Below are 21,463 nucleotides of genomic sequence, written 5' to 3'. Positions count from 1 at the left end.
CGCAGACAACATGAAAACAACAACGATACTGATTGCCGCCCTACTGGGCTTAATGAGTTTTTCCGCCTGCAAAAAATACCTGGACGTAAAACCCAAGGGCTACGTGATACCACAAACCGTAGAAGACCTGGAGCGGCTGCTCAACGGGCAAAACATGACCCGGATGCTGCCCACCGACCTGGACATGCTCTCCGACGATTTCCTGTATAAAGATGCAGACAAAGCATCCCTGTTGAGAGAAAACAGCACCCAGAGCCGGATCTATCTCTGGTTACCCGAGATCTACAACACGCCCGAAGACTGGAAATACAATTCCGCCTGGAACCTGATGTATAATAACATCTATCAGTACAACGCCATTCTCAACAATATTGACATGGCCGATGGCGGCACCCCACAGCGCAAAGCCGCTATCCGCGCCCAAGCCAAACTGGGCAGGGCCTGGTGCTACTGGTACCTCGTCAACCTGTACGGTAAGCCGTTTAATGCCGCCACGGCCGCCAGCGATCCGGGTGTTCCATGGATCACCACCAACGATATAGCCCTGCCGGTGCCAGGCAGAAGCAACATCAAAACTACCTATGACCTGATCAATGCAGATCTTGAAAACGCTGTAAAAGAACTGCCCACCTCAGCAGTCAGCCCTTATGTACTCACCAGAGGCGCAGGCTTCGGCCTGTTCGCCCGGGTGATGCTGATGCAGGAAAACTATCCGGCAGCAAGGAAGATGGCAGACAGCGCATTAAAATACAATAGCCGCCTGATTGACTATAACAAAGTGTATAAGATACAGGACGCTCGTTATGTACCCATTGACAATCCTCCATTCGCTGATATGACGACTTCTCCCGAAAATATTCACGTACAGCAATATACCTACTCGGGCGGTCTTTCCGGGCAATATATCAGTCCCGCTACGGTAAAGATGTTCGAGCCCCATGACCTCCGCAACATATTCATTGGGGTGGACACAGCCACCAATGAAGCAACAGGCAAACTGGACACTAATTATCAATATAACAAATCCAGGTTTTATTATGCCAATATCAGCGTCACCACACCGGAGATGTATCTCATACGGGCAGAAGCCAGCATTCGCATGGGTAATGCAGCAGCGGGCATGGCCGATATCAACCTGCTGCGTAAAAACAGGATACTCGCATCCTCCTACACGCCGTTAAGCCTCACAGACACACAACAGGCGATGAAAGTACTGCTGAGCGAAAGAAGGAAGGAGCTGCTCTTCCACGGCGCCCGCTGGTTTGACATGCGACGGTTCAACAACGATCCAATCTTCGGCTTTACAGCGCACCACTATCTGAAAGACGGCAGCACCATAGACCTGCCGCCCAACAGCAACCGCTACACGTTACTGATACCTCCCGCCGCATTGACAGAAAACATTACTCAGAATCCTTAATAAAATTTACGCATATGCTTAAACAGAAACCAACCCTGCTATGTATAGCCCTACTAGCCGCGCTCTTTGCCCGGGGGCAACAGGTCACGCTCAAAGGCGCGTTTAAAAATACGCCCGATCCGGTGATCGACGCCAATATCCCAGTGGACGGTAAACAATTCACCGGCGCCATCGTGCGTATGAGCATAGATCCTGCTACCGGCGCTTTTCAGCAGACAATCGATATAAAAAAACCAGGGTTTGTCACATTGACCAACAACTGGAAGCAGATAAAGTTATTCGCCACACCGGGACAAACATATACTATTAACGCAGACAGCAGCCAGTACAGCGTTACCGGCGACCAGCAGGCTGGACAAGACCTGATCAAAACTTTTGATTTCCAGGACGATACCAGGAGAACCGCAGCTGGCTTGGAACACATATCCTCCGCACAGGAACGGGTTAATACCGTCAAAGCGGCCGCCGACAAAAAGAAAGCCACGGTGGAGAGCCTGTTCCGTGACGGAAAAATCAACGAGGCATTCAAACAGGCGCTTTTCAGCGCCATCGATATCAACTATATGAGCATCCTTTCCGATAGTTTCTTTTTCACTTTCCGCGAACGGGAACAGCAACCAGCCGCAGTAGCCCAATTTCGCAAGGATTATTTGCCTGTGTGGAAAAAAATATACGACGACGCAGCACCGTTTACGCAACTGTTACATGCGCCGGGGTACTACTGGATGCTGAACCGTTACCAGGCGTACCTGGAAATCGCTGACAGCGGAAAACTTATCTACCGTCCAGGGATCTACGAAATACAAAAAATCGATTTATTCAGGACCAAACTTAAAGGCGAAATGCTGGAGTATACCTGGGCCAACAGCATCATTTCCGGGATCAATACCAATCTGTATGAAAAAGAGTGGATTGATAATTTCAGGGACTTCAGGCAACAATTCCCTTACAGTCAGCTCACTCCCTACCTCGACAAAAAGGTACAGAAGATCGTAGCGTATCATGCAGCCGACAAACACCCGAACAAAGATGTCCGGTATCTCGCCGGTTATGATAAACTGAACAATTTCAAAGCGTTAACCTCGGCGCTGAAAGGAAAAGTTACCTATATCGATCTCTGGGCTACCTGGTGCAGTCCCTGTCGGGCGGAACTGCAATACTCGCTCGAATTACATGATGTCTTACATCAGATGGGCATACAAACAGTTTACGTGTCCCTCGACAATGACAGAGACGACAAAGCCTGGAAACAAATGGCGCAGCGCCTGCCCCTGAAAGGCATTAACCTGCGTCCCAACAAGGCATTGCATCAGGACATCAACAAAACGGTGCCTAAGTTTAACGGCATCCCCCGTTATATTATCCTCGACAAAAACGGCGAAGTGGCCGTTTGGGACGCCAAAAGACCCAGTGATAAGCTGGAGCTGATCAAACAACTCCAGCAGTATCTTTAATACTCTCAATAAAAAAGCCGCATGGATCTTTTTGACCCATGCGGCTTTATCGTTTCTACATCGTTACTCCACGACTTCGCTTATCTGTATCACCGGCGCGATGTTCGTGTATTTGAGTCAGACCGTATCAAGCCCAGTTCCATTGCTTTCTTCACCAGCACTACCGCATTGGGAACTTCAAATTTTTGTAGCAGGTTGTAACGATGACTTTCCACGGTTTGAACGCTGATAAATAGTTTAGCTGCAATTGCGGAAGTGGTCAGTCCCTCGCTGATCCAGTACAGGACTTCCTTTTCGCGGGAAGTGAGACGTGGCATGCTCTTTAACGGAGCGTTAGCGGCAAAGATAATATTTCGTATGTCTTCACTCATCACACATTGGCCCATCATTACCTGGTTTATAGCATTTTGCAGGTCGGGCAGCGACGCGTTCTTCAACAGGTAGCCATTGGCTCCGTTGTTCAGCATATCACCAACAATTTCCCTTTCCGTGTGGTTACTCAGCGCAATGACTTTTGTTGTTTTGTGGCTGCGGCGGATCAACCGGCATATCTCAACGCCTGACAAGTTGCCGGGCAGGCTGATGTCCAGTAAAACGATGTCTGCCGGCTGCTCTTGCAGGTACTCCAGCGCTTCCTCTCCTGTGCTGAAAGTAGCCAGTACCTCTACATTTTCTATCTTCCGGAGCACACTTTGCAAGCCCTCCACAAAGATGCTGTGGTCTTCCACCAATACGATACTAATTCTTTCCGTTTGCTGTGACATTGATTTCAATATTAATGATCGTTCCTTTGCCCTCGTGGCTGGTCAGCTCCATTTTTCCCTGCATATATGCTATCCTGCTACGAATGTTGGCCAGCCCCATCCCTTCTCCTGCAGTTTTTTCCGGCATACCTCTTCCGTTATCTTCTATAGTAATATAAAAGCGGTTTTGCCTTCCACTGCATTGCAGAAATACCTCCCGCGCACCGGAGTGCCTGGTGGCATTGGCCAGTAATTCCTGTACAATCCGGTAAACATCCATTTTCTGACTGTGTGCCATCTCTTCCGGTATGTCCAGCAACGTGTATTCCACATGCATCCGGTCATTGTTCATCCACTTACAAAGTTCTTCCAGTGCACGTGCAAGCCCTGAGCGCAGCAGGGTTTCCGGCATCATATTGCGGGCGATACGCCGGAGTTCATGAACTGAATCGTCTAGTTGACCGATAACCTTTTGCAGGTCCGCCTGTTGCCTGTGGTCCTTATCATAGCCAAAGGCAGATAAATTTAACTTCACCCCCGCCAGCATGCCTCCTAGTCCGTCGTGCAGGTCGCGCGCCAGCCGCCGCCTTTCCCGTTCCTCACCTTCCAGCTGGGCATGTGCGATCTGTATTTGTAGTTGTTGCACCCCGCGCTTTTTCCGTTGCCAATATATATACAGGAAGAAGGCAGTCAGTAATATCACCACGGCGCCGCCGAAGTACAGCAACAGTTGCTGCCGCTGGCTTCTGTTCTCCAGGCGCAATAACTTTTTTTCATTTTCGGCAGCCTGGTGTCTGGCTTCCAGCGTAGCTATTTCTTTGGCGGTCCGCTTTTCAAACAGGGTATCTGAAAGCTGCGCGTATTCCATCAGCCGGTTAAACGCCGGTTTGTAATTCCCTAGTGCAGCCTCTGTTTTAGCCAGTTGATACAGGATCACTTTACGGTTGTCGGCCAGCGGAAACTGCTGGTAACTGATATATGCTTTTTCCAGCGCGGCCTTAGCCATGTTGAGTTTACCCTGTTGCTGATAGACTTCATACACCTGATATTGCAGGCTCAGCACATCATAGGTCCTTTCCAGCCGCTCCGCGATATATAACCCGGTGTGAAGGTCTGCCAGCGCCGGATCCCACTGCTTCATCCGGATGTAGTACATACCACTGACAGTATAGTAAACGGGCAGATAAGAGGAATCACGGACCGCGTTCAATATCCGGAACGCTTCTTTCAACGGGGTTTCTGCCTCCCGGGCCTGGTCTTCAAAAAGACGTACTTTGGCCAGATTGATATAACACTCCGCCAGCACCGGTTTGGCTCCCAACTGATGATTACGGAGGATGTCGATGGCTTTGGTAAAGTAATCACCTGCTTTGGGATAATCCTTATAATTCATAAATATGGCGCCGATGTCCATGTACCCCCAGGCCACCCGCTCATTATCACCGGCAGCCTGCGCAAGCGGTATTGCTTTAGTCAGGAGAATATTGACAAAAGACCTGTTATCATCCATATACTGGTACAGCACGCCATAGTTGTGCCAGGCACGGGAACGGTATTGCAACGCTTCCGACATTGTAAAAGGTTCCAGCCATTTATCCGCCTGCATATATTCCTGCTGACTTCTTTTTTTGTCGTAGCTGAAATAAGCGCCGGCCAGGTAAAAATGGGCCAGCCCACGGAAAAAAGGTGTGGTTGTTGTATAGTCAAAAGATTTTTTGGCGTAATCTACCGCCCGGGCGCTGTCTTTATCAGCCCAATAATCAGAAAGAAGAAACAGGAGACGCGCCCGGGCCGTATCCCTTGCAGCGGTATCCAGTATCCGGAGTAAACTGTCCGTATAGCTTTCCTGCTGGCCATTTGCCCGGTAGCCGGCAAGGCTTAGCCACAAAAAACATACAATGGTAACTGTTCTCAAATCATGGATAATTGGTCCTAAAAATACGGCTTATTTCACGGAAAGACATCAACGCCAGCATACCCCGCCATCACAGGCTTCCGGCTGGGTTTCTCCTTTTTTGATCAACCGTATTACATTGCCGTCAGCACCAGGATCAATATTGTACTTTTTGCCATCCGCCGGCACCACCACCAGCCGCCATATACGGCCAAAAGGGCCTGTCACCTGGTATTCGGAGCCCAGTACCAGCCATTTCCCGTCCGGCGAGAATTCCGGTACCACCTCTGTTTTACTGCTGGCAGTAACCTGCACCAAATTGCTGCCGTCGATATTCATCATCCAGATATGACTACCGGCTACAAAAGCCAATTTGCTGCCGTCCGGACTTACGGTCAGATCACCCCATTCTGCAAAGTTCAGCTCTTTAATTACCCACGCCTGTGTAAAAGCGGTATTGGTCCGGCAGATCTTTTTGCCAATACTAAAGAGCAGCGTGTTGTCCGGCATCCAGTTGATATTGCCCTTGTCTATTTTCACGCCCTGAAAACTGCTCAAGTTGTGTAATATCCTTCCCTGGAGATCCAGCACCATCAGCCCGTCATCAAAAGTGGGCGGCACGGCGATCAGCCTTACGTCGTGCGACAGCTTTGGAAAAGTATGGTTGGCATAACCCGACTCCTTTTCAAAACGGCTGATAATCGTTCCATCGGCCAGGTTGGTCAGGGTGTAAATTTCCTTGTCATAACCTCCACCGGTTTTATCCTCTGCTTGTAAATATTTTGTACCGTCTTTACTGATGTCCCATCCGTTGCGGCCCACATCATCTTTCTGCGAGGTGGCCACCAGGCCCGTTACCAGGTTAAACTGCAGAATGCCTTCATTAGCCCAGTCATAGTAAACGACACCTCCGCCCAACGGCGTATAACCGCCACTGTTACCCGGACCAGGACCATTGTTTTTGTCCTTACTGCAGGACAAAAAAAGAGCCAAAGCTGCCAGGAGGTGTAATACACGTGTTTTCATATAGTTAATGATTACAGGGTTTAAACAATAATTTTCCTCCGGCAAAATAAGACGATGGATCCAGGCGGGACAACCGGGCAAAACACTGCTTTTTTTCTCAGGGTTTTCCCTGAGAACATTGATCTGCCGCGGCAAAGCCCCGCAGCCATCCCACCGGGCACCATCTATTCCACCTCCATACGCCGGATCAGGCAAAAATCAATGAATTGTAATACATGTTATACAACGTCATCGCACCGTGTGAAGCGCTCCGGTGGGTGGTCAGTCACTTCTGGCTAGGCAGCTGGGACACCTCTTCCCTCAAACCCGACATCATATCCAGTAGTTTAACGGAGCTGACCTTTGCATTTAACAACAATGATTTATCCTTCTCCATTGTTAAGGGGCATACCCATCAGCCACGGCGGTTCACCGTCGATAAGTTTCCCTTACGAAGCCCAGGAACTGGCGATATGGGGAGATCTGCTCGGGGCCTCGCCTGCCTGTCAGCGCCCACCTGACACCACAACCGCCCACTTTTACGGGGATGAAGACATGAAGAAGTACCTGCCTGGCATGCGGAAGATGGTACCGGGCAACTATTGCCGGCAATGCCCGGATACCGGCAGATAATTAAGTCCCCGTTTTTGGCTACAAGATGACGCGTTCCGGCTACAAATACCTTTTCGTTTGTGCTCAACTTTGTGAGACAAAACACATAAAGTATGAAAGTATTTGTAACCGGCGCGACCGGGTTTGTAGGCACAGCCGTGGTGAAAGAGCTGCTGGCAGCAGGTCACCAGGTAGCGGGACTGGCCCGTTCCGAAGCGGCCGCGCAAAAATTAATCTCCCTCGGCGCTGAAGCGCACCGGGGCGACCTCACCGACACCGACAGCCTGAAAGCAGGCGCAGCAAACGCTGACGGTGTTATCCACCTTGGGTTTATTCATGATTTTTCGCGGTTTAAAGAGATGTGCGCCGTCGATGAAAAAGTGATTGAAACTATCGGCGAAGCGCTGGCAGGCACCACGCGCCCTTTTATTGTCACCTCTGCTACCGGTGTGCTGGCCCAAAACGGCATCATCACCGAACAAGACCGCAGCGAGAGCGACGCCAATCCGCGGGTGGCGACGGAAAAAGCGGTAGATAGAATAGCGGCCAAAGGTATCCGGGTGTCTGTTGTGAGACTTCCTCCCAGCGTGCATGGAGAAGAAGATAAAGGTGGCTTTATTCCCATCCTGATCCGTCTTGCCCGGGAAAAAGGTAAATCCGTGATGATCAATGACGGCGCCAATGTATGGCCGGCAGTGCATCAGCGGGATGCGGCCCGCCTGTACCGCCTTGCGCTGGAAAAAAATGCCGATAGCGGCACCCGTTATCATGCCGTTGCTGAACAGGGTGTTCCTTTTAACATCATCGCAACAGCCATCGGTGAAAAGCTCGGCGTACCCGTAGTGTCCCTGGGCCCGGATGAAGCGAACGCCCACTTTACCTGGTTTGCACACTTCGCCCGGTTCAACAACCTGTCCTCCGGCGAGGCCACCAAATCGGCATTGGGATGGAACCCAACACATGCGACATTACCAGAAGACCTGACAGGGAATGCTTATTTCCCTGCGGAGCATTAAACGGTAAAGTAGCTGCAGGCGGCTGTGTCGCCTGCAGCTATTTATTAATGCCCCTGTGGCGTCATCCACTCGTTGAACTTTTCTGCGATTTTCCCGGGATCAGCACCATCCGCAAATGCACTGATCAAATAATGCCGGTCGTCCCTCGGCGCTAATCGCCACACATTTGTCCCGTCTTCGAAAATATGATTATAACCACGCTCTTCTGATTTGAAATAAGGCAGGTACCCTTTCACCGCCACATACACCGCAATAATGTCGGCGCTGTGATGCCACTTCCTGTTCCAGCTTTTCAGGAAAAGCTGATACGCGTGCGCCATCGGCGTATGTCGGTATTTTTCCTGAAAAAAAATGTTTCCGGTGGGTATACTATCGGCGAAAGCACCACCCCCCGTGAAATAAATGCGGGTGGGCCATTCGGCGGCGACATGCCGGGTAGCGCCGGGGTCCGGTTTGAAATTTCCCCATGGCTGAGGATCGGTATCAGCCGGGTAGCGGCCTCCCATGCAGACAAGGTGTTTTACTTTCTTTTTTACCAGGTCGATGCCCTCTAATCCACTGAACTGGTCCGGCGCTGACTTTAATAAGTTGGAGAGATTGGTCAGGTCCCCTACCGTCACCACCACCACACTGGTATCCTGCTGCGCCGCCAATATTTTGCGGTACAGCATCGTTGCATCCGTTATATCCCCCTCCGGTGGGGTATTATGCTTAAACTGCTCACAAAGCGCCTTTGCGTATCTGGATTTATGATATACGCCAAATCGTTGCACGGCGCCAATGGGAATGTCCGGCCTGCCGTAAAAGGTATTGATCACATCCACTGCTCCGGGCGACCAGGGGTTAAGGCTGGATACCATCACTGCCAGTATGGCTGCGTCTCCCCGGTCGGCAAACCCGTGGAGCATGGCCAATGCGCCCACGTCATCTACGTCGGAGTCCATATCCGTATCAAAAATAATTTTCACCTGTTGCGCCAGGGCGACATGACATATCAAAAGGTGAATCAAGAGTACACCGACATATTTCATTCGTTTCATATAGACGATAATAGCCGTCCCACGCAAGCGTGGGACGGCTTCTGTTTCTTTTTAGATTTTTATAATCCGGAAGGTTTTGTTGTTTTTATCTCCTTCCAGTATCAACATATAGGTACCTGCCGGCAGCGCGCTGATGTCCCTGCTGATTTGCCGCTCCCCTTTCTGAATATACCATTGCCGCAAGATGTTGCCACGGATATCCAGCACCGTCAGCCGCCGGTACGGTTTACCCCGCAGATCGAGGGTCAACTGGCCGTTGGTAGGATTGGGATAAAGGACAGGCCCTTTGGTGTCTGTTTCTTTTGCAGGATACTCCGCATTCGCAGCAGCCATCGCACCTGCCTGTTCGTCCACTGCGCAATTATCGATACTGAACCAGTTGAATTTCGGATTACCGGTCAGGATATGCACCCCGGTGTAGTTGAGCGCCGGCAGCCGGATGGTATCTGTAATTGTTTTCCATACACCGCCGGTGGACGGCACGGAGATGGTGTCAAACTTGTAGGTGCTGTGTCCTATCCAAATTTTGGACGCCGCGGTAGACAGCACCCTGAAGCTGATCGTATACCTTCCTGCAACCGGCACATTCAGCGTATTATATGCAAACCAGTCACCCGCTTTCAGGCTGGTGAAATTCTGTCCGCCGCCTACATCCGTACAGGCTTCCAGTACGGGTCCCGGAGCGCGGTTGGAAGCACTTTCTGCTTCATACTTGTCGTTCACCGTGCAGGTGTAGTCCACCGTTACCGGTGTGGTGACAGACAGAGAACCGCTGGTAGCGGTCACGATATAGCTGCCGGGTGTGATGCCCGCCGTGAATACCCCGTTTGTATCAATTGCATTTCCGGAACCGGTAACACTCCAGGCCGGTTTAAAGGTGAAGGGATTATCACGCTGGTCATACCCCTGGGCGACAAACTGCTGCGACGCCCTCAGCGGCACCGTTACTGAATCCGGCGTCAGCACAATACGCGTAAGTACCGGCGGCGTGACAACATGCACGATAGCGGTATCACCCACCGCTCCTGCTGTTGCCAACACCTGGTAATCACCGGCAGCGGTGCCGGTAAATAATCCGCCGGTAGTAATATTGGCGCCGGTACCCAGTACGGACCATACCGGTTCTATGGCTATCTGGCTGCTGTCCTGACCGTATCCGGTGGCGGTAAACTGCTGCGACTGACCGGTATTGATCGTTGCGCTGTCGGGCTTGATCACCACGCGGGCGAGCGGTATGGAATCGGCCCGGAGAATGCTCAGCCAGTTGAAGTTCCAGCCATCTTTATTAGCAACGATCTTTATGGTTTGCTGCCCCTGTTCCAATCGTATAGGCGCAGACGTTACCGTTATCCATTTCTGCCATCCGCCGCTGGCAGGCAGACTGACGGTTTGCAGTGTAGTGGTATCGAGTTGTATTCGAAGACTGGAAGCGCTGTTGACCGCTACGCGGAACTGTACCCTATAGGTATCTGCACGCGGCACATCGATATCATACTCAAACCAGTTACCAGTTCCGATGAAGCTGACATCCAGGCCACCGCCTACGTCGGAGCAGGGCTCTGTATGCGTATTGTTGCTGTTGTCGAAACTTTCGGCCTGTATTTTTACCGGCACCGGTTTGTAGTTGGCAGGTCGCCGCGTTACAAATGCGACGCCGGTTTTGGTAGTAGTATCCACGGTAGCCGTCACCGTTACCAGCCCGGAATTATTCAGCGTGGCCTGCCCGGTGGACGTAATGCTGTTGCCCGTGCCCGTAATGCCCCATTGGGGAGTAATCGTCATGGGATACCCGTTCTGGTCAAGGGCTTTCACCGTATACTGCAGCTGTTTTCCCGGCAGGAAGGAAAGGTCCGCCGGCGTCACCATGATAGTATCCAGCACGGGTGTGCCCAGTCCTCTCTGGTACACGCGGGCATAGTCTACCTGCATACTGTCGGGCCAGTCGGCCGTCACGATGGAACCACCCATCCCCCCGCCGATGGCCAGGTTCAGGATCAGGTGGAACTTCTGGTCAAAGGGCCAGTCTTTCCAGTCCGTATGCGGGTTGGCGAAAGAAAGCACCTGCATCGTATCGAAGGTAAACCGGATCGTGTCCGGCGCCCACTCCATGGCATACACATGATACACCGTATCTGCGTCCATCAGCTTTTTACTGCCGGTAATACCTCCCCCATTGGTCCAGTTATGGTTCTGTGAATGAATGGTAGACAACACCGTTCCGAAGTTATTGCCCACATGTTCCATTATATCCAGCTCACCGCTCTTAGGCCATCCGCCGTAGGCGCTGGTGGTAGGCATCAGCCAGATGGCCGGCCAGGAGCCGCGCGCACGGGGAAGTTTCGCCCGTACCTCTACTTTACCATACAGAAAATCAAACTTACCCTGGGTGATAAGCCGGCCCGAAGACCACGGATCTGTGGTGTTGCCATTGGGAAAATCCCTCTTTCCGGTGATCACCAGCCGGCCATTTCTCACGCGGGCATTGTCGTGTGTGGTATCGGTGTATACCTGTTGTTCACCGTTGATCCAGCCTTTGGGACGGGGATCTACGATCCATTTGGAGCGGTCCGGTTTTCCGTCGGTATTAAACTCGTCAGCGAACACCAACGTCCAGTTGGGATTACCTTCAAACACTACGTTTCCCTTCGCCGTATAGCTGGTCACGTTAGCGGTGGCCAGTTCCGCGCCGGCGATACTGAGCTTCAGCGTGGCCCTGGAATAGTTGGCCGGGGAATTGCCGCTGAGGGTAACGCTTGCCGTAGTGTCATTCAACCGCTGAACGCCGCTGATAGTAACTCCTGCCGGTAAATTAGCGGCCGTCCAGTTGGTGGCGGTCAGTGTCGGTTTGAAAGTCCCTCCTTTTACCTGGGCTGTCAGCACGGCGCCGTTTTCATGTCCCATCAGGATGGTAGTATCTTTCAGCACGATGGCCGTAGGGTTTGGCCCCTGTACGAGGTCGAAATACAGGATGCCATTGGCCTTCTTACCATCGATATACTGTATGGCGATGGTGTTAAAGTCGGTCCGGTTCTTTACGCTCTGGAAATTGTAGGTGGCTTCTTCCCAGTGATTGATGCGGGAAGGTTTGAAGGTAAAGAACACCGCCTTGCTGTAGTTATTGCCAGGCTGCAGTTTGAACATGATCTCGTCCAGCGTGCTGGCATATACCAGCATTTTAAAAGTGCTGTTGGAGGCAAGATCGAAGGAGTCTGTCAGCTGACAGGACGCGCTCATGTACTCGAAGCAGCTGGTGTCTTTGGTAAATTTGGCTACCAGCGGACTGGTATTCAGGCCAGATGGATTGGGGTTAGGCACCCCAAATTCCACCTTGCCGGTCGTGGTGTTGCCGGCGTAGTAGGTCCACCTGCCGGAGCAGGGGCCGTGGCCCTCCATGTCGTCCAGCAGGAGATATTGTGCCTGCAGCGAACAGCACAACAAACATAGCGGCAGTAATAACAATGAGAATCTTTTCCATCGGTCGTAACAAGTTTGCAGCAACCGAGAGGCACGTCGCAGAGAAATCTTCCTGCGAGCGTCAGATTTTGGTGTGCTCGTTTTCATAACGTTACATTTTAGGGTGGAAGGGCCGGTACAGCTAAAGGCTGTACCGGCAGGGATTTTCAGGCTTTGGATATTTAAATAAAAAAAGGTGCTTCATTCATCTATGGGTCATAAATTGGGGTTCACCACCGCATCAGCGCCCGGTATGGGCATCCAGTAGCGGGCTTTGGTGATAGGGCCTGCCGGTTGCAGATCGCCGGCCGCCTTGTTGGCGTTGGCTGCCTCCACCTGTTCCAGTCTCACCAGATCGAACCAGCGGTTCCATTCTCCGGCAAACTCCCAGGCGCGCTCATTCACCACGGCGGCCGCGAAAGCGGCGCCTGTCATACCTCCCGGCAGTTCAGCCAAACCGGCGCGTTGCCGAACGGCATTCACTGCCGTATAGGCCTCGCTGTTAGGGGCACCGGCAGCGCGGGCCTGCGCTTCTGCGTAGATAAGTAACACGTGCGCATAGCGCATCATGATAACAGGGTTATTGGACATGTACACGTCTTTCTTTCCCGACTGTATGGTGAACTTTTTATAATAGGGGTGTTTGGTCGTGGTTTGTTGCCACGGGATCACGGTACCGTTGCTCAGCGTGAACTGTGTACTGAACGTAGCGTCTTTACGCGGGCCTTCCGGAAAATTGTTGAAGAAGTTCAGCTCCGGGAAAAAATCACTCCAGCCGCCTTCATCCTCCGGCATGGTCGACAGTCCGTAGAACGAGTTATAGGTGACCCAGTTACCGCGGGTAAAAAGCGTGAAGACATCCTCGACCGTACCGCCCGCAAATATCTTCAGGTAGCCGCCGGTAAAAAGGTCAAAGCCATAAGTCGCTTTGTTATCGATCACCTCTTTGGCCTTGGACGCTGCCAGCGCGTATTTCGACTGGTCTTTCAGCGGCCATCCCGCTTCGGTGAGATACACGTCCGCCAGCAACGCCTTCGCGGAGCCTTTGTTGGGCCGGCCGGAACTTCTTCTTCCATTGGGAATCCATTCTTCCGCGCGTTTCAGGTCTGCTTCAATCAGCGGATAGATCTCTGCGGGTTTGCTCTTTTTCAGGTTAAGGTATTCCGCGGAGTATTTCTCCGACGGGATCACCGGCACCTCTCCCCACAGCCGTGTGAGCCAGTAATAGGACAGGGCGCGCAGATAGCTGGCCTCTCCTACCATCGCATGGATCGTATCCTGATTTCCCCCGATAACTTTATTGTAATTGTTGATGATATTGGTGGTGGCCTGTATCGTTTTGTAACAGCCCAGCCAGATGGGATTCATCCTGCCATTCAGCGAGGATACGTTGAAGCGGTCGAATTCCCGGAACTCTTCTTTATTGGAGCCCGGGTGTGTGGTGAGGTCATCGCTGCCCATGGTCATCGCGATCTGCGATACGGAAGTGAAACCGCTGTTCCAGGGTACCAACAGGCTGCCATAAGCGCCGGAGAGCACCGTTTCCAGTCCTGCCTGGCTGCTCAGGGCTTCATCACCGGCCACCAATCCCCTCGGACTTTCTGTCAGCTCTTTGCTGCACCCTGTCGCCAGCAGGAGAAAGGCCAACAGGTAACAAGCGTAATGTATGTAAAATCGTTTCATCATAACAGTTAGTTTTAGAAGCTCAGCGTAATACCTCCGGTGATCGTTTTTGCGTTGGGATACGTGCCAAAGTCAATACCCTGACGGATATCACCCGCGGAAGAACTGCTTTCCGGATCGATGCCGGAATAATCGGTCAGCGTCAGCAGATTGGTGGCGCTGACGAACACTTTCACGCCCAGTGTATTTTTCAGGGCTGACTTAGGGATGTCGTAGGCCAGGCTAACGTTCTTCAGGCGCAGGAAATTTCCTTTTTCCAGGAAACGGCTGCTCTGCGTGAAATTGCGGTTGGTGGTACTGAAAGCCGGTATATCGGAGGTTTCGTTCACACCGGGAATATACCGGTCTTTGATCTCTGCCAGCGTGGCTTCACGGGCGTCGCCACCGTAATACATGGCCGCTGCGCGGTTATAGTTCAGCCGGTCGAATCCGAAGAGTCCCTGGAACAACAGGTTTAGTGTAAATCGTTTATACGTCACCGTATTGTTCCAGCCGATGGAGGTAGTGGGAATACCGGTGCCGATCACATGATAATCGTTGGCGTCAATGGCGCCGTCGTCGTTCAGATCGAGATAGCGGGCATCGCCTGCTTTGGCGCCGTATGCCGCCGCTTTACTGTCGCCAGGCTTCCAGGTGCCGAGGTAAGTAAGTCCCCAGATGGCGCCGAGGGGCTGCCCGGGCATCACCACAAATTCAGACTGCGGGGACATGCCACCACCGATCTTGCGGTTGTTGGGATCGAAAATCCGGGCTTTACCTTCTCCGAGGGAGACTACTTTGTTTTTAACAAAAGACAGGTTGAAACCGGTGTTCCAGTGAACGGCGCCCCTGTTGATCACTTCACCTTCAACGGCAAACTCCCAGCCTTTGTTCTGCACCGCGCCCACGTTGCGGGTGATGGAATTGCCCCCGAGGTACATGGGCAGGTTTTCCTGTAACAGCAGATCGCGGGTGTCTTTAATGAAATAATCGACGGTAACGGCTATACGTCCTTTCAGCAATCCGATGTCGAGACCGACGTCTTTTTGTTCTGTGGTCTCCCATTTAAGGCCCGGATTACCGATGTTGCCCATCACAAGGCCTACCACGTGGGTGCTGTTGTTGAAAGATGCCGGTATATTGGAATAGGATGAAAAGGTGCTGTAAGGGCTGATAGCCTGATTGCCGGTCAGGCCCCAGCTACCGCGCAGTTTTAAGTTGCTGATGCCGCGTACCGCCTGCATGAACGGCTCGTTGCTCACCACCCACCCTGCCGACACAGAGGGGAAATAGCTGTATTTGTTGTTGCCCTGGAATTTGGAAGAGCCGTCGCGCCGCAATGCGGCGGACAGCAGGTATTTATCATTATAGGCGTAGTTAACACGTCCTACCAGCGAAAACAGTGCCCATCTGGAATAGCCGGAACCGGGCGTACCGGCCGTCGCCAGTGCGAGATTGTACCACTGGAAATTCTCATAAGTGAGATTAGTGGCGCCGGAAGAGGAATAGTTATAGGTGGATTGCTGGTATTCCGCCACCGCCGTCACATCGAGGCTATGTACGTTGTTGAAGACTTTCCGGTAGTTCAGCGTGTTGGTATTTTGCAGCACCAGTTCTTTATTGGACCTGATACCGGCACTGGACACATTGTTATTGGTGATTTTACCGCCGAAGGACTTGTCTTCATATTGCAGGTAGTTAGCGCCGTATTGCAGGTTGAACGTCAGGCCGGGCAGAACGTCGAACTTAAATCCGCCGATCATATTTGCCAGCATCCTGTCCCTCAGCGCGATCCTGTCTACCGTCAGCGCCACGGGATTGTAGAATTGCGAGCCCACGGGATCGCTGACCGTAAAGGTGCCGTCGGCTTTTCTCACCGGCGTGGTAGGCGCCCAGGTGAGCGCCTGCGCCAGCGGGCTGCTGGGGCCGTCGGCCGGGATATCTGCGTTTTGCGCCGTACTGTAGGACCCGGTGATGTTCAGAAATGCAGAGACCCTGTTACTGAGGCTGGCGTTGATGTTGGAACGTAACGTATACCGTTTGTAGAAAGAGTTGTTGATCACACCGTCCTGGTTGAGGTAGTTGCCGGAAATAAAATAGCCGCTCTTCTCCGTGCCGCCGGAAAGGCTGAGCAGGTACTCCTGTGCCGGCGCCGACCGGAAGATCTCGTTCTGCCAGTCGGTGCCTCCTTTGGCGCGAAAGTCCGCTATCTGCGCATCGGTGAATTTGGGCGGCGTACCTACGGCGGCGGCGTGTGCGTTCGCCGTTTCCGCGAAATCGGCTGCGTTCAGCAGGTCCAGCTTTTTGATGACGGTAGACACGGACTGGCGTGTGGTGAAGTTCAGCTTCAGGCCCCCCTTACCACCTTTTTTGGTGGTGATGAGAATAACGCCATTAGCACCGCGGCTGCCGTAGATGGCCGTGGCAGCGGCATCTTTCAATACCTGTATGGACGCGATATCATCCGGGTTGATGGAGAAAAACTCCGCTCCCACGAAGCCGTCTACCACATACAGCGGATCGTTGCCGCCGTTGATGGAATTGGAACCCCGGATGCGAATACGCACGCTGCCACCGGGAGAGCCGGCGGAATTGGTCACCTGTACACCGGTAGCGCGGCCCTGCAATACCTGGTCGAGGCGGTTTACCGGCGCGTCCTGGAAGTCTTTGGCGGTAATAGAAGAGATAGCGTTGGTCAGCGTGCCCTTCTTTTGTTCACCGTACCCTACCACTACCAGTTCATTGATATTGGAGGCAGAGGGTTGCAGGGCCACCGACAGCTCCTTCTGCCCGTTCACCGGCAGCTCTGTTTTGTTGTAACCCAGCGAGGAGATCACCAGCACCGCACGATTGTCGGGCACTGTGATCACATATTCCCCTTTTTCGTTGGTCACCACTCCTTTGGCTGTTCCTTTCACCTGTATGGTTACACCAGGCAGCGGCTCTCCTTTTTCGTTGGTGATTTTCCCACGCACTTCCTGTTCCGGCGGAGCGGCCATGTTGTCCGTCGCAGGCTTGCGTTTCACGATGACGATCTTGTCTGAAATACTGTAGGAGAACGGCTGCCCCCTGAAACAGGCTTCCAGCGCCTCTTTCAGAGAGGCGTCTTTCAGTTGGAGGCTGACTTTACGCTCCTGCAGCATCTGTTCATCGGTATACAGGAAGGTATACCCCGTCTGTTTTCTGATCTCCTTAAAGATCATATCCAGCGGCGCATTACTCCGGGAGATGGTAACTGTCTGAGAATACCCGGCTGCATGTACCTGTAGCAGAGCAACGGTCATCAATAGCACCGTTAGTTTCATCATCAGTAGTGTTTTTTTCGATAATCGTGGAAAATTTTCGCCCCAGGCAGTACGAAGCCGCCTGCTTTGGGAAAAAAGCATCAATTGCATACATTTGTATGGTTTGGGTAAGTAATGAATAATTGCCGCAAGCGATTGAGCATACAGGCCCTACGTCCACCGGGAGCGGTACGAACGCTTCCGGTTTTTTATTGCCTGTATGGGTAAAGGGATTCGTGGAACGTTAAGGACCCATATGGTATCAGTTTTTTAAACAACCGTAAATATCAGGGCGATACGATGATCTGCCTGTCTCTTATTTCGAAATGTACCTCTCCTGTCATCTCCAGTATTTTCAGCACCTGTGACACCGGCACGTTGCGGGGAATGATACCGCGGAAGTGAGCGGCAACCGGCGCAGTGAACACGACCTCCACATTGTACCACCGGGCGATCATGCGCATCACGGCAGCTATGTCTTTTCCTTCCAGCTGCATGAGGCCGTTTTTCCAGGCGACCGCTTCTTCCGTGTTGGCTTCCCGCTGGAAGGTCAGCAGGTCCTGCTGTTTGTCCAGCTGCGCGCCCTGTCCCGGCGCCAGCTGGCGGCTGTTACCCTTGCTGCTGACTTTCACGGCGCCTTCCAGCAGGGTGGTTTTCACCACCGCTTCGTCGGCATAGGCCATGATATTAAATTGTGTGCCCAGCACGGCGACTTCCATGCTGTCGGTCTGCTGACCGGTACGTACGGTCACTTTAAACGGCATGGCAGCGTGGCGGGCCACTTCAAAATAGGCTTCTCCTGTCAGCTCCACCTGCCGGACCTTACCTTTAAAGGCAACGGGATATCTGAGCGAGCTGGCTGCATTCAGCCACACGTTGGTGCCATCGGGCAGCGTCACCTTGAACTGTCCGCCCCGGGGCGTACGCAGCGTGTTGTATTGCAATATGGCTGATGTTCCGGAAGATGCGTACACCAGTTGACCGCCGGCCGGTTGCAGGATGTTGGTATTGCCTTGTTGCGCCAGCGCGCCGCTGGCAGTGCTGTCGAGCGGCAGCTCCGTGCCGTCTGCCAGGGTAAGCACCGCTTTATTACCGCCGGGCGCCACATCTTTCTGTGGCGGCGCGGCCGCGATGATGACCGGTGACGGGGCGGCCGGCTTCCAGCGCCAGTACGCACCGACAGCCAGCAGTACCACAGCGGCGGCGGCAGCTGGTACCCAGCGTAAACGGCGGAGCGGCGCCACCCGTGTGGCGGCATCGATGCGTTCGGGGCGGTCGGCCGCCAGAATCCGGCCCGCGATATCATCCCAGTAGGCAACGTCATAGCCTTCCGCAGCATTGTGCGGCAGCTCCTCCAGCAGCCGCGTTTCCACCTGCTGCGTGACGGCGCCGCTGACATCCTCCCGGATCAGCATGGAAAGTTCCTGTAGCTCCGCCGCAGTGGCGACGCGCTGCAATGCCTGCCCCAGCAGGTAGGTAAGACGGTCTTGTGTTGACAATTGGCGATCGTTTTGACAGTTTTTGAACGGGACGATTTTGGTCTAATTCTTCAAACGTGAAATACCCCTTCTGATAAACAGACGCGCGAGCAGACATTTAGGACCTACCGGTCAGAAATTTTTTTTTATACCCGCAACAGCCAGAGGATGAGCATGGGAAACAGCAACCCGGATTGCTCCAGGTGCTTGCGGATAGCGTGGAGAGAACGTACCAGGGAATTCTTAACGGTACTGGGCGACAGGGAGAGCCGGGCAGCAATCTCCGGTATTTTCAGGCCCTGCCCGCGGCTCAACAAATAAATCCGTTTGGCCTGCGGCGGTAGTTGCTGCACGGCGAGCGCCACCTGTTCCTGCATAAAAGCATAGGTCATGTCTTCCTCCGGGGTAAAAACCGGCTCCTCCGGCGCCAGCGTAGCCATCGCCTTGTGGTGCACCGCCTGCCTGCGCAGATAGGTAAAGCACTGGTAAAAAACAATACGCAACAGCCAGGAACGGGGCTGCTCAATCTCCTTCAGTTTGTCCCGGCTGAGCCATAACCGCAGAAAAGTCTCCTGCAGGATATCTTCCGTGACGGCCGCGGTTTTAGTAATATGGAGCGCCATGGCCCTGAACTCAGGTGCGTACCGATGAAACAGCTGCCGGAAGGCCGTTTCATCGCCTTCGGAGATCAGTTCAAAAAGTTTTTTGTTATCATGTGTGTACGCATGCATGGAAGACAGCCTTGCCGCTAAAGTAGCAAAATAATTGTTAGTTGCTTCACCGGCACAGAAACACCTTCTTCTTTCTTCCTTTAAATTCTTTTTATAATTTTCCCGCCGGAAATATATAAGATTGTTTTATGAAAAGATATGCCACGTTCGTGTTTTGCTGTCTTGCCGCCACCTTTTCCTCCTGCTCCGGCGGCAGACAGGTAACCGGTCCCGATGCCAACACCGCTACCTTTATCACCACCAGCGACCAGCAGCAACTATTGAAAGAACAGGCAGGACTCCGTTTTTCAGGAACTAACGCTAACGGATATACTACCATCGAAGTAAACGGCAAACAAACCTTCCAGGAGGTGGAAGGTTTCGGCTATACGCTTACCGGCGGCAGCGCGCAGCTGATCAATGCCATGGAAGCCACTGCCAAAAAACAACTGCTGCAGGATATTTTCGGCAGCGGCCCTCAGCAGCTCGGCGTCAGCTACCTACGTATCAGCATTGGTGCATCAGACCTGAACGCCACCGTTTTTTCCTATGATGATATGCCGGCCGGAAAAACAGATGTGCCGCTGGCACACTTCTCCCTGGCGCCGGACATGGCCGGCGGTACCGGTCTGGTCCCGCTGCTGCAGGAAATATTACAGATTTCTCCGAAGCTGAAAATAATGGCCGCCCCCTGGAGCCCGCCATCCTGGATGAAAGACAACGACTCCTCCAAAGGCGGTTCGCTCCTTCCACAATATCACACCGTGTATGCGCAGTATTTCGTCAGGTACGTCGAGGCCATGAAAGCCGCCGGCATCCCTATAGACGCTATTACGCCGCAGAATGAGCCGCTGCACCCCGGCAATAATCCCAGCCTGAAAATGGTGGCGGAAGAGCAGCGGGATTTCATCAAATATCACCTCGGACCAGCATTCGCTGCTGCCGGTATCCGCACTAAAATCGTTGTCTACGATCATAACTGCGACCGCCCGGACTATCCGCTGACCATACTCGGAGATACGGCAGCAGCCAAATATGTACATGGCAGCGCCTTTCACCTGTATGCCGGCGACATCAGCGCACTCACAACCGTACACAATGCGGAACCGGACAAGGCCATCTACTTCACCGAACAATGGACCGGCTCCAAAGAAACATTCGACAACAACCTGCGCTGGCATATCAAAAACGTGATCATCGGCGCTATGCGCAATTACAGCCGCACCGCGCTGGAATGGAACCTCGCCAATGATCCCGGCTACAAACCACATACGCCCGGCGGATGCACCCAATGCAAAGGCGCCTTTACGATCAATGGCAACAACGTGACCCGCAATGTGGCTTATTATATTATTGCCCATGCCTCCCGCTTTGTGCCGGCAGGCGCAGTCAGGATCGGTAGCAACAGCGAAGGCAAAATTCACAGCGTCGCCTTCAAAAGACCCGATGGCCGCAAAGTACTCATCGTTTTAAACGATCATGACACCGAAGCGTATTTTAATGTCCGTTATGAAGGAAAACAAGCGGTGACCTCGCTGCCGGCAGCCAGTGTAGGCACTTATCTTTTTTAGACGGAATTATTGTAGCTTTGGCATTATGAGGATGACACCAACACTTTAATACTTCTCCGGTACAATGGACCACGCCTGCAGCCAGGCGTGCCTTTCTGCTATTTTTCACCCTCATCGTTAT

General features: G+C 52.7%; 14 protein-coding genes. 5 read left to right on the top strand and 9 right to left on the bottom strand.

The features are described 5' to 3' along the window. Positions 1–10 precede the first annotated feature (10 nt). Together B5D63_RS25430 and B5D63_RS25425 are read left to right on the top strand one after the other, a co-directional pair. A complete protein-coding gene (locus B5D63_RS25430; protein WP_078671669.1) occupies positions 11–1,420 on the top strand; it encodes a RagB/SusD family nutrient uptake outer membrane protein in 1,410 nt (469 codons plus the stop codon). A gap of 14 nt (positions 1,421–1,434) precedes the next feature. Continuing rightward, entirely contained in the window at positions 1,435–2,874 is a 1,440-nt protein-coding gene (locus B5D63_RS25425) for a TlpA family protein disulfide reductase (protein WP_078671668.1), read from the top strand. 89 nt (positions 2,875–2,963) lie between these two features. On the opposite strand, the gene B5D63_RS25420 is transcribed toward B5D63_RS25425, so the two are convergent. Genes B5D63_RS25420 through B5D63_RS25410 form a run of 3 tightly spaced genes read right to left on the bottom strand, consistent with a single transcriptional unit; the run spans position 2,964 to position 6,537 of the window. After that, the gene (locus B5D63_RS25420) at positions 2,964–3,638 is read right to left on the bottom strand and encodes a response regulator (RefSeq protein WP_078671667.1); all 675 of its coding nucleotides are present in this window, start codon (positions 3,636–3,638) and stop codon (positions 2,964–2,966) included. Continuing rightward, on the bottom strand, positions 3,613–5,532 hold the full coding sequence (locus B5D63_RS25415) for a tetratricopeptide repeat-containing sensor histidine kinase (protein ID WP_143313087.1): 1,920 nt from the start codon (positions 5,530–5,532) through the stop codon (positions 3,613–3,615). Before B5D63_RS25415 ends, B5D63_RS25420 begins: the two co-directional genes overlap by 26 nt. Positions 5,533–5,580: 48 nt before the next feature. Continuing rightward, positions 5,581–6,537 (bottom strand): TolB-like translocation protein, encoded by a 957-nt coding sequence (locus tag B5D63_RS25410; RefSeq protein WP_078671665.1) that lies wholly within the window; start codon positions 6,535–6,537, stop codon positions 5,581–5,583. A gap of 342 nt (positions 6,538–6,879) precedes the next feature. Between B5D63_RS25410 and B5D63_RS25405 the strand changes: the two genes are divergently transcribed. Next, a complete protein-coding gene (locus B5D63_RS25405) occupies positions 6,880–7,149 on the top strand; it encodes a hypothetical protein (RefSeq protein ID WP_143313086.1) in 270 nt (89 codons plus the stop codon). Between the two features lie 92 nt (positions 7,150–7,241). Then, a complete protein-coding gene (locus B5D63_RS25400) occupies positions 7,242–8,144 on the top strand; it encodes an SDR family oxidoreductase (RefSeq protein WP_078671663.1) in 903 nt (300 codons plus the stop codon). A gap of 44 nt (positions 8,145–8,188) precedes the next feature. Here B5D63_RS25400 and B5D63_RS25395 read toward each other — a convergent pair whose 3' ends face one another. The 6 genes from B5D63_RS25395 to B5D63_RS25370 all read right to left on the bottom strand — a co-directional run bounded on the left by B5D63_RS25395 (position 8,189) and on the right by B5D63_RS25370 (position 19,792). After that, the gene (locus B5D63_RS25395) at positions 8,189–9,184 is read right to left on the bottom strand and encodes a nucleoside hydrolase (RefSeq protein WP_143313085.1); all 996 of its coding nucleotides are present in this window, start codon (positions 9,182–9,184) and stop codon (positions 8,189–8,191) included. A 51-nt stretch (positions 9,185–9,235) separates the two neighbouring features. Further along, on the bottom strand, positions 9,236–12,622 hold the full coding sequence (locus B5D63_RS25390; protein WP_159456156.1) for a carbohydrate-binding protein: 3,387 nt from the start codon (positions 12,620–12,622) through the stop codon (positions 9,236–9,238). Positions 12,623–12,853: 231 nt separating this feature from the next. After that, positions 12,854–14,323: a RagB/SusD family nutrient uptake outer membrane protein gene (locus B5D63_RS25385; RefSeq protein WP_200817098.1), complete on the bottom strand. Its 1,470-nt coding sequence runs from the start codon at positions 14,321–14,323 to the stop codon at positions 12,854–12,856. Between the two features lie 11 nt (positions 14,324–14,334). After that, positions 14,335–17,607, bottom strand: a complete 3,273-nt coding sequence (locus B5D63_RS25380; protein WP_159456155.1) for a TonB-dependent receptor — start codon at positions 17,605–17,607, stop codon at positions 14,335–14,337. Positions 17,608–17,870: 263 nt separating this feature from the next. Further along, entirely contained in the window at positions 17,871–19,082 is a 1,212-nt protein-coding gene (locus tag B5D63_RS25375; protein WP_078671659.1) for a FecR family protein, read from the bottom strand. Between the two features lie 125 nt (positions 19,083–19,207). Further along, a complete protein-coding gene (locus tag B5D63_RS25370) occupies positions 19,208–19,792 on the bottom strand; it encodes an RNA polymerase sigma factor (protein WP_078671658.1) in 585 nt (194 codons plus the stop codon). Between the two features lie 128 nt (positions 19,793–19,920). Here B5D63_RS25370 and B5D63_RS25365 point away from each other — a divergent pair, with 128 nt between their 5' ends. Next, positions 19,921–21,342: a glycoside hydrolase family 30 protein gene (locus tag B5D63_RS25365; RefSeq protein WP_078671657.1), complete on the top strand. Its 1,422-nt coding sequence runs from the start codon at positions 19,921–19,923 to the stop codon at positions 21,340–21,342. Positions 21,343–21,463 lie beyond the last annotated feature (121 nt).

It is taken from the genome of Chitinophaga eiseniae (assembly GCF_900167135.1).
GTDB lineage: Bacteria > Bacteroidota > Bacteroidia > Chitinophagales > Chitinophagaceae > Chitinophaga > Chitinophaga eiseniae.
This window is presented reverse-complemented; position numbering and strand designations above follow the sequence as displayed.

Excerpts from the sequence above, each read along its gene's own strand:
- B5D63_RS25385 (WP_200817098.1), bottom strand. The coding sequence starts at position 14,323 with ATGATGAAACGATTTTACATACATTACGCTTGTTACCTGTTGGCCTTT.
- B5D63_RS25365 (WP_078671657.1), top strand. The coding sequence starts at position 19,921 with ATGAAAAGATATGCCACGTTCGTGTTTTGCTGTCTTGCCGCCACCTTT.
- B5D63_RS25430 (WP_078671669.1), top strand. The coding sequence starts at position 11 with ATGAAAACAACAACGATACTGATTGCCGCCCTACTGGGCTTAATGAGT.
- B5D63_RS25395 (WP_143313085.1), bottom strand. The coding sequence starts at position 9,184 with ATGAAACGAATGAAATATGTCGGTGTACTCTTGATTCACCTTTTGATA.
- B5D63_RS25380 (WP_159456155.1), bottom strand. The coding sequence starts at position 17,607 with ATGATGAAACTAACGGTGCTATTGATGACCGTTGCTCTGCTACAGGTA.
- B5D63_RS25370 (WP_078671658.1), bottom strand. The coding sequence starts at position 19,792 with ATGCATGCGTACACACATGATAACAAAAAACTTTTTGAACTGATCTCC.
- B5D63_RS25410 (WP_078671665.1), bottom strand. The coding sequence starts at position 6,537 with ATGAAAACACGTGTATTACACCTCCTGGCAGCTTTGGCTCTTTTTTTG.
- B5D63_RS25420 (WP_078671667.1), bottom strand. The coding sequence starts at position 3,638 with ATGTCACAGCAAACGGAAAGAATTAGTATCGTATTGGTGGAAGACCAC.
- B5D63_RS25425 (WP_078671668.1), top strand. The coding sequence starts at position 1,435 with ATGCTTAAACAGAAACCAACCCTGCTATGTATAGCCCTACTAGCCGCG.
- B5D63_RS25400 (WP_078671663.1), top strand. The coding sequence starts at position 7,242 with ATGAAAGTATTTGTAACCGGCGCGACCGGGTTTGTAGGCACAGCCGTG.